The following is a 6,554-nucleotide window of genomic DNA, read 5'->3' on the forward strand; positions in this document are numbered from 1 at the left end:
CGCGACAGGATCTGCTTCGACAGAGGCGGCCGGTCGTAGGGCGCGTAGGGTTCGTCGCCGACGAGGGTGAGGTCTCCTTCGAACCCCTCCCGGCGCAGGGTCTCGGCGGCGGCCAGCCCCGCCGCCGAGGCCCCGACCACGACGACGCGGTTCATTCCCGCACCAGTCGCAGCGCGGCCGCCGGGCAGATCGCCACGGCCTCGCTCACCTCGTCGTGCAGTTCCTCGGGCGGGTGGGGGTCGAGTACGACCGCGACCCCGTCCTCATCGCGTTGGTCGAAGACGTCGGGTGCTTCCACGACGCACTGCCCCGACGCCACGCACTTGGGTTCGTCCAGTTCCACTCGCATGGAGGTCTCGCTTTCTCGTTGTTCGGTGGGGTCGTGTGTCACCAGGTGACGGGCAGGGAGCGCAGGCCGTAGGCCACGCCCTCGAAGGCGAAGTCGACCTCCTCGAACGGCACCGCCGGGCTCAGGGTGGGGATACGCCGGAACAGGGTGCCGAAGACGGCCTGGAGTTCGACGCGGGCCAGTGTCTGGCCCAGACACTGGTGGGCCCCGTAACCGAAGGCGTGGTGCTTGCGGGCCGGCCGGGAGAGGTCGAGTGCGTCGGGTTCCGGGAACGCCTCGGCGTCCCAGTTGGCGGTGGCCAGTTCGAAGATGACGCCGTCCCCGGCCGGAATGACCTGTCCGCCGACCTCGATGTCCTCCAGCGCGACCCGACGGATCCCCGTGTGCACGATCGTCAGGTACCGCAGCAGCTCCTCGACCGCGCCGGCCACGACCTTGGGGTCCTCGGTGGTGCGCAGCACCTCCAGCTGTCCCGGGTTCTGCAGCAGCAGGAGTGTGCCCAGCGAGATCATGTTGGCGCTGGTCTCGTGTCCGGCGATGAGGATGGCCGACCCCATGATCACGGCCTCCTCACGGGTCATCCGGCCCTCGTCGACGTGGCCCGCCATCTCCGAGAGCACGTCGTCCGACGGATCCGTCCTCTTCTTGTCCAACAGCTCGCCCAGGTACCCGGACAGGGCCGCGTTGGAGGCCCGCACCTCCTCGGGGGTGGAGGTGTGGCTGACCCCGACGGTGCTGTGACGGTGGAAGAACTCGTGGTCGGCGTAGGGCACACCGAGGAGTGTGGTGATGACCATGGTCGGGACCGGAAGGCCGATCGTGGTGACCAGGTCGGCGGGCTTGGGGCCGGACAACAGGTCGTCGATCAGGTCGTCGAGCAGCCGCTGGATGGTCGGGCGCAGCGCCTCGACACGTTTGACCGTGAAGGGCAGGTTGACCAGGCGGCGCAGGCGGGTGTGCTCCGGGGCGTCGGTATTGGTGATCAGCTGCGGTAGGTGGGGCGCGATCTCGGCACGACCTCGGGTCATGTGCGGGTAGTTCGGGAGTTTCTCGTCGATGCTCAGCCGGGGATCGGTGAGCAGGGCGCGCTGGTCGGCGTGCCGGGTCACCAGCCACGGGGTGCTCCCGTCCCAGATCCGGACCTTGGTCACCGGTTCCTGCTCGGTCAGCCTGCGCAGCTGAGGGGCGGGGCTGAACGGACACCCCTCCTGCCTGGTCGCCGGGTACCCGGTCACCGATCGCGCGGATGCATCGCCCTGCGGGGTGGCGGTGTCGGTCATGCGTCTCCTCTGATCGCTCTTGGACGCGGGCCGTGCGGGAACGACCCTCGTCGAGGCAACCAAGGCGGGCTGACACCGCGCGGACACGAACCTGACAGGAGGCTGACGTGAGGTGGATCACCCTCGGGTGCGAACGTGCGGGGTGGGGATCAGCGGTCCCGACCTTCGAGCGCGTAGCCGAAGCCCCGGTGCGTGCGGATCAGGTTCGGCCCGTCCCCCTCCACCTTCCGGCGCAGCCGTGAGATGAGCCGTTCGATCGCGTTGTCGGCGCGGAGTTCGCCCCACAGGTGGTCGGCGATGTGCTCCTTGGACAGCACCCTGCCGGAGTTGACCAGCAGGTAGCGCAGGAGTCGGTACTCGGCGGGGGTCAGGTCCAGTTCGCGCCCTCCTCGACGGGCCCGACACGAGGTGTCGTCCAGGGTCAGGTCGCCGTAGCGGAGCAGGGGCTCGGAGCGGCGCGCGCCCCGTCCACGGATCAGCAGCCACACACGCGCGAGGAGTTCGGGGACCCGGACGGGCTCGGCGACGTAGTCCTCGCCGCTCAGCCCGACCTCGGGCAGCACTGTGTCGAGGAACTCCCCGTTCACCATGAACAACACCGGTGGTCCGCCGACGCCACGGCGTCGCCGCGGGATCTCCGACAGGTCGGGAAGCGTCGTGTCCACGAGGATGAGGTCCAGACCGCCGCGTCCCATGCGATCGATGGCGGCCTCGCCGGTCGCGGTGACGTCCACCCCGTATCCGGCCAGTTCGAGTGTCGGGCACAGGACGTCCACGACCTCCGGGTCGCGTGCGACCACAAGGATGAGCTCACCGTTGCCACGGCGCATGTACCGCCCCCGCGTGAGGAGATTCGGGAAGGAAGGATCACGAAAGACCATAGCGAGCACCGTGTCCTCATGCGGTCACTTACGGTCGCGGACGCCCTTCGGGTGGAGCGTCATTCGGTGTCCTCCATCAGCGCGATCTGCTCGCTGACCGCGCGGAAGCCCTGTTCCAGGGCGCGCAGATCCTCGACCCGGAGTCGGGTGAGGATGTCGGAACGGAAGGGGCGGGCCACCAGCAGACGGCGCACGACCGAGACGCCCAGGGGGGTGGCGTGCACCCGGCGGACCCGGTGGTCGTCGGGGTCCAGGGTGCGCGCGGCCACGCCCTGGGAGGCGAGCCGGTCGAGCATGGTGGACATCGACGCCATCGATACGCCGAAGGTGGCGGCCAGGTCTCTTCCGCTCGCACCCTTCTCGGAGGTGACCAGGAGCATCAGTACCCGAAGCTGCGGGATGGTCAGGCTCATCTTGGTCAGGTACTGCAGGAGGGCGGCCAGCACGGCCTCCTCCATCTGCCCGTTCAGGCGCTCGATCTCGCGCAGGAGGTGGTCCCGCTCGTGTTCGTCCAGTTCAACACCCTCATGCGGCATGTCGCAATGATAGGACGACCGGCGCGGACGACGTTCGACACGGATGATACTTAGCATCATGCTAACCTTCTTCGCGCACAGATTCTCCACACGTAGTGACAGTGAGTGACAAATCCCTGCGGCACATCCGCCATCGGCGACGTGTTCGCGCACCCACGGTGACACGTCGACCATCGAATGAGGACGGCCATGAGCGCACCCTCCGAAGCGGCGCAGAGCCAGGAAACCCCCGCCCCGGACGTCGATCTGGAATCCCTCCGCGAACGGTACGCCCTGGAGCGGGACCGCCGGATCCGCCCCGAAGGAACCGCCCAGTACCGGCCCACCACGGGCGACTTCGGCTACTACGCCACCGACCCCTACACCCCCCGCGTCGAACGCGAACCCCTCAACGACACGGTGGACGTGCTCGTGATCGGCGGTGGCTTCGGCGGCCTCACCACCGGGGCCCGGCTCAGGCAGGTCGGCGTCGAGTCGATCCGGATGATGGACGAGGCCGGAGACTTCGGCGGCACCTGGTACTGGAACCGCTACCCCGGCATCCACTGCGACATCGAGTCCTACTCCTACATGCCCCTGTTGGAGGAGGTCGGCTACGTCCCGAAGTGGCGCTACGCCCCCGGCGAGGAGATCCGTCGGCACGCCGTCGCCATCGCCGAGACCTTCGGCCTGTACCGGGACGCGCTGTTCCACACTCGAGCGACCTCGATGGACTGGATCGAGGACGAGGGCGTGTGGGAGGTGGCCACCGACCGGGGCGACCACATGCGCGCCCGCTACGTCATCACCTCCTCCGGCACCCTCAGCCGCCCCAAACTTCCCGGGATCCCGGGCATCGAGAACTTCCGGGGCCACACCTTCCACACCAGCCGCTGGGACTACGGCTACACCGGGGGAGACCCGGACGGCGGCCTCGTCGGCCTCGCCGACAGGAAGGTCGCGGTGGTGGGCACCGGGGCGACCGGTGTGCAGGTCATCCCGCACCTGGGACGCGACGCGGAGCACCTGTACGTCTTCCAGCGCACCCCTTCCTCGGTGGACGTGCGCGACAACCGCCCCACCGACCCACGGTGGTCGGCGTCCCTGCGGTCGGGTTGGCAGCGCGAGCGCATGGAGAACTTCCTCTCGATCGTCTCCGGTGAACCGGTCGAGACCGACCTGACCAAGGACGGCTGGACCGCGACGGCCCGGCTCCAGCGCAAGATGATCACCGGTGCGTTGGACACGTCCGTCTCGCCGGAGGAGCGCGAGCGCCTGGACGAGATCGCCGACGCGCGCACCATGAACCGGATCCGCGCCCGTGTGGACGAGGTCGTCCAGGATCCGGCCACGGCCGAGAAGCTCAAGCCCTGGTATCGCTACATGTGCAAGCGGCCCTGCTTCAGCGACCACTACCTCCAGACGTTCAACCGGCCCGACGTCACCCTGGTGGACACCGCCGACCACGGCGGCATCACCCGTATGACCGAGGACGCGATCGTGGTCGGCGACACCACCTACCCGGTCGACTGTGTCGTCTTCGCCACCGGGTTCGAGGTGGGCGTTTCCGGGGTGCTGTCCGGGGCCCTGCCGGTACGTGGACGGAACGGCCAGGACCTCCTCGCCACGTGGAGCCGAGGACCCAAGACCCTGCACGGCTTCTACGGCCCCGGGTTCCCGAACCTCTTCCACCTCGGGTCGCTGCAGAACGCCAACTCGGTCAACTTCGCGCACATCCTCCTTGAACAGGCCGAACACATCGCGGCCGTCATCGAACGGGCGCGCGAGGTCGGGGCCGAGGCGGTCGAACCCTCCGCGGAGGCGGCCGAGGAATGGGGGCGAGTGGTGTGGGAGAGCGCCCACGACAACTCCGACTTCCAGGCCCGGTGCACGCCCGGTTACTACAACCGCGAGGGTGCCGGCACGGGCAGGAGCAACTCCTTCGGCCCGGGACCGGTGGCCTTCCACCGGATCCTGCGCGAGTGGCGGAACACCCGCATGGACGAGGTCCTGGTCCCGCGGTCGAAGGTGGGCGACCGATGAGTGCGGCCACGCCCCGCGTGTTCGCCGCGCTCCTTTTGGTGGGAACGGCGGCGGGGTGCTCGGATCCGCAACCGCAGGCGACCGAACAGGAGGCCGCGGGGGAGGGGGAGGTCACCGCCGAACTCCTGACGCAGGTGACCTCGGTGCACGAGGAGACCGGTATGACGCTCCTGGAAGGGCCGGTCTTGGCCCCCGACGGGAGCCTGCTCGTCGTCGACGTTCCCACGCCCGCGGGGGCACCCAAGGTGCTGCGGGTGGACACCGACACCGAGGAGGTGTCCACGGTCTTCACCGACGACGCCGGCGCCTACACCTCCGCCCAGTTCGGTCCGCTCGACGACCGCCTGTACCTGACGGACTTCGCCGGGGGCGGGATCGTCTCCATCACCGCGGAGGGGGAGGACCCCGAGGTCTTCTTCTCCGGTGACGTCGACGGCGAACCGATGAACCCGGACGACCTCACCTTCGACGAGGCCGGGAACATGTACGTCAGCGACTCCGCCGGCTTCGACGCCCCCGCCTGGGAGGAACAGGGCAGGGTGGTCCGGATCGACGGGGAGACGGCCGAGGCGACCGTGCTGGCGGAGGACCTGCCCGCGCCCAACGGGATCGCCTTCACCCCGGACTACTCGGGTCTGTGGGTGGGGCTGTACGGGGCCAACCGGGTCGACCACTACGAGCTGAACGAGGACGGTACGGAGGTGCTGACCTCCCACACGGCGCTTCATTTCGACGGTGGCACCAGCCGGATCGACTCCATCGCGGTGGACGCCGACGGCAACCTCTACCAGGCCGTCCACGGACAGCCCCGGATCTTCGTGTACTCCTCGACCGGCGAGCACCTGACCACGGTGAACGTGCCCGAGGACGCCGCATCCGGGCTGGACACGGCCACCAACGTGGCCATCGAACCCGGGACGACCGACGCCTACATGACGGTGAGCGGTGAGGACGGCGGGTTCGTCTACGCCTTCGACGCGCTCGCCGAAGGCATACGCCAGTCCAACGGCGGCTGACCCCGCGTCCGGACGCCCCTCGATCCGGTAACGCCTGAAAGAATCATCGGCGTTACCGGATCGAGGTGGTTCAGGGCACGACGTCCAGGACCTGCTTTTGGGCCCCGTTGGAGTACGCCTCGTGCTCCACCAGGGAGAGCTCGGTCAGATCCCGGTCGGTGTCGCTGAACAGACGCCTGCCCGCGCCCAGCAGGACCGGAAAGACCAACAGGTGGTATCGGTCGACCAGACCGGCGTCGGCCAGGGACCGGCCCAGCGTCGCGCTCCCGTGCACCGGGATCGGTGCGCCCTCACCCTCCTTGAGTTCGGCGACCTCCTCGACCGAGGGAAGGATCGTGGCCGGCCAACGCTCGTCCTCCTCGGTGAGCGTCATGGACACCGCGTACCGGGGCATCACGTTGTACCCGGCGAACTCCCGGGTCATCGACGGCCACACCGGAGCGAAGGCCTCGTAGCCGCGGCGCCCCAAC

At 68.9% G+C, this 6,554-nt stretch carries 8 protein-coding genes; 2 read left to right on the forward strand and 6 right to left on the reverse strand.

Annotated elements, in window-relative coordinates; translation table 11 throughout:
• The 5 genes from K8V84_RS14370 to K8V84_RS14390 form a co-directional block, all read right to left on the reverse strand.
• A partial coding sequence (locus tag K8V84_RS14370) for an FAD-dependent oxidoreductase (RefSeq protein ID WP_304074975.1) occupies positions 1-155 on the reverse strand: 155 nt, incomplete at its 3' end.
• Positions 152-391: a ferredoxin gene (locus K8V84_RS14375; protein WP_369696632.1), complete on the reverse strand. Its 240-nt coding sequence runs from the start codon at positions 389-391 to the stop codon at positions 152-154. The genes K8V84_RS14370 and K8V84_RS14375, both read right to left, overlap by 4 nt.
• Positions 388-1,629 carry a cytochrome P450 gene (locus K8V84_RS14380; RefSeq protein WP_304074961.1) on the reverse strand — a complete coding sequence of 414 codons (1,242 nt, stop codon included), beginning with the start codon at positions 1,627-1,629 and terminating at the stop codon, positions 388-390. Before K8V84_RS14380 ends, K8V84_RS14375 begins: the two co-directional genes overlap by 4 nt.
• Positions 1,630-1,778: 149 nt before the next feature.
• Positions 1,779-2,459, reverse strand: coding sequence for a response regulator transcription factor (locus K8V84_RS14385; protein ID WP_304074963.1), 681 nt, complete (start codon positions 2,457-2,459; stop codon positions 1,779-1,781).
• Between the two features lie 110 nt (positions 2,460-2,569).
• Positions 2,570-3,046 carry a MarR family winged helix-turn-helix transcriptional regulator gene (locus K8V84_RS14390; RefSeq protein WP_304074965.1) on the reverse strand — a complete coding sequence of 159 codons (477 nt, stop codon included), beginning with the start codon at positions 3,044-3,046 and terminating at the stop codon, positions 2,570-2,572.
• Positions 3,047-3,235: 189 nt separating this feature from the next.
• Between K8V84_RS14390 and K8V84_RS14395 the strand changes: the two genes are divergently transcribed.
• On the forward strand, positions 3,236-5,068 hold the full coding sequence (locus tag K8V84_RS14395; RefSeq protein ID WP_304074967.1) for an NAD(P)/FAD-dependent oxidoreductase: 1,833 nt from the start codon (positions 3,236-3,238) through the stop codon (positions 5,066-5,068).
• Entirely contained in the window at positions 5,065-6,084 is a 1,020-nt protein-coding gene (locus K8V84_RS14400; protein WP_304074969.1) for an SMP-30/gluconolactonase/LRE family protein, read from the forward strand. The genes K8V84_RS14395 and K8V84_RS14400 overlap by 4 nt, the downstream gene beginning before the upstream one ends.
• Before the next feature lie 70 nt (positions 6,085-6,154).
• Here the strand turns inward: K8V84_RS14400 and K8V84_RS14405 are convergent.
• A partial coding sequence (locus K8V84_RS14405; RefSeq protein ID WP_304074972.1) for a dihydrofolate reductase family protein occupies positions 6,155-6,554 on the reverse strand: 400 nt, incomplete at its 5' end.

Origin of the sequence: Nocardiopsis listeri (assembly GCF_020741345.1) — a bacterium.
GTDB lineage: Bacteria > Actinomycetota > Actinomycetes > Streptosporangiales > Streptosporangiaceae > Nocardiopsis > Nocardiopsis listeri_A.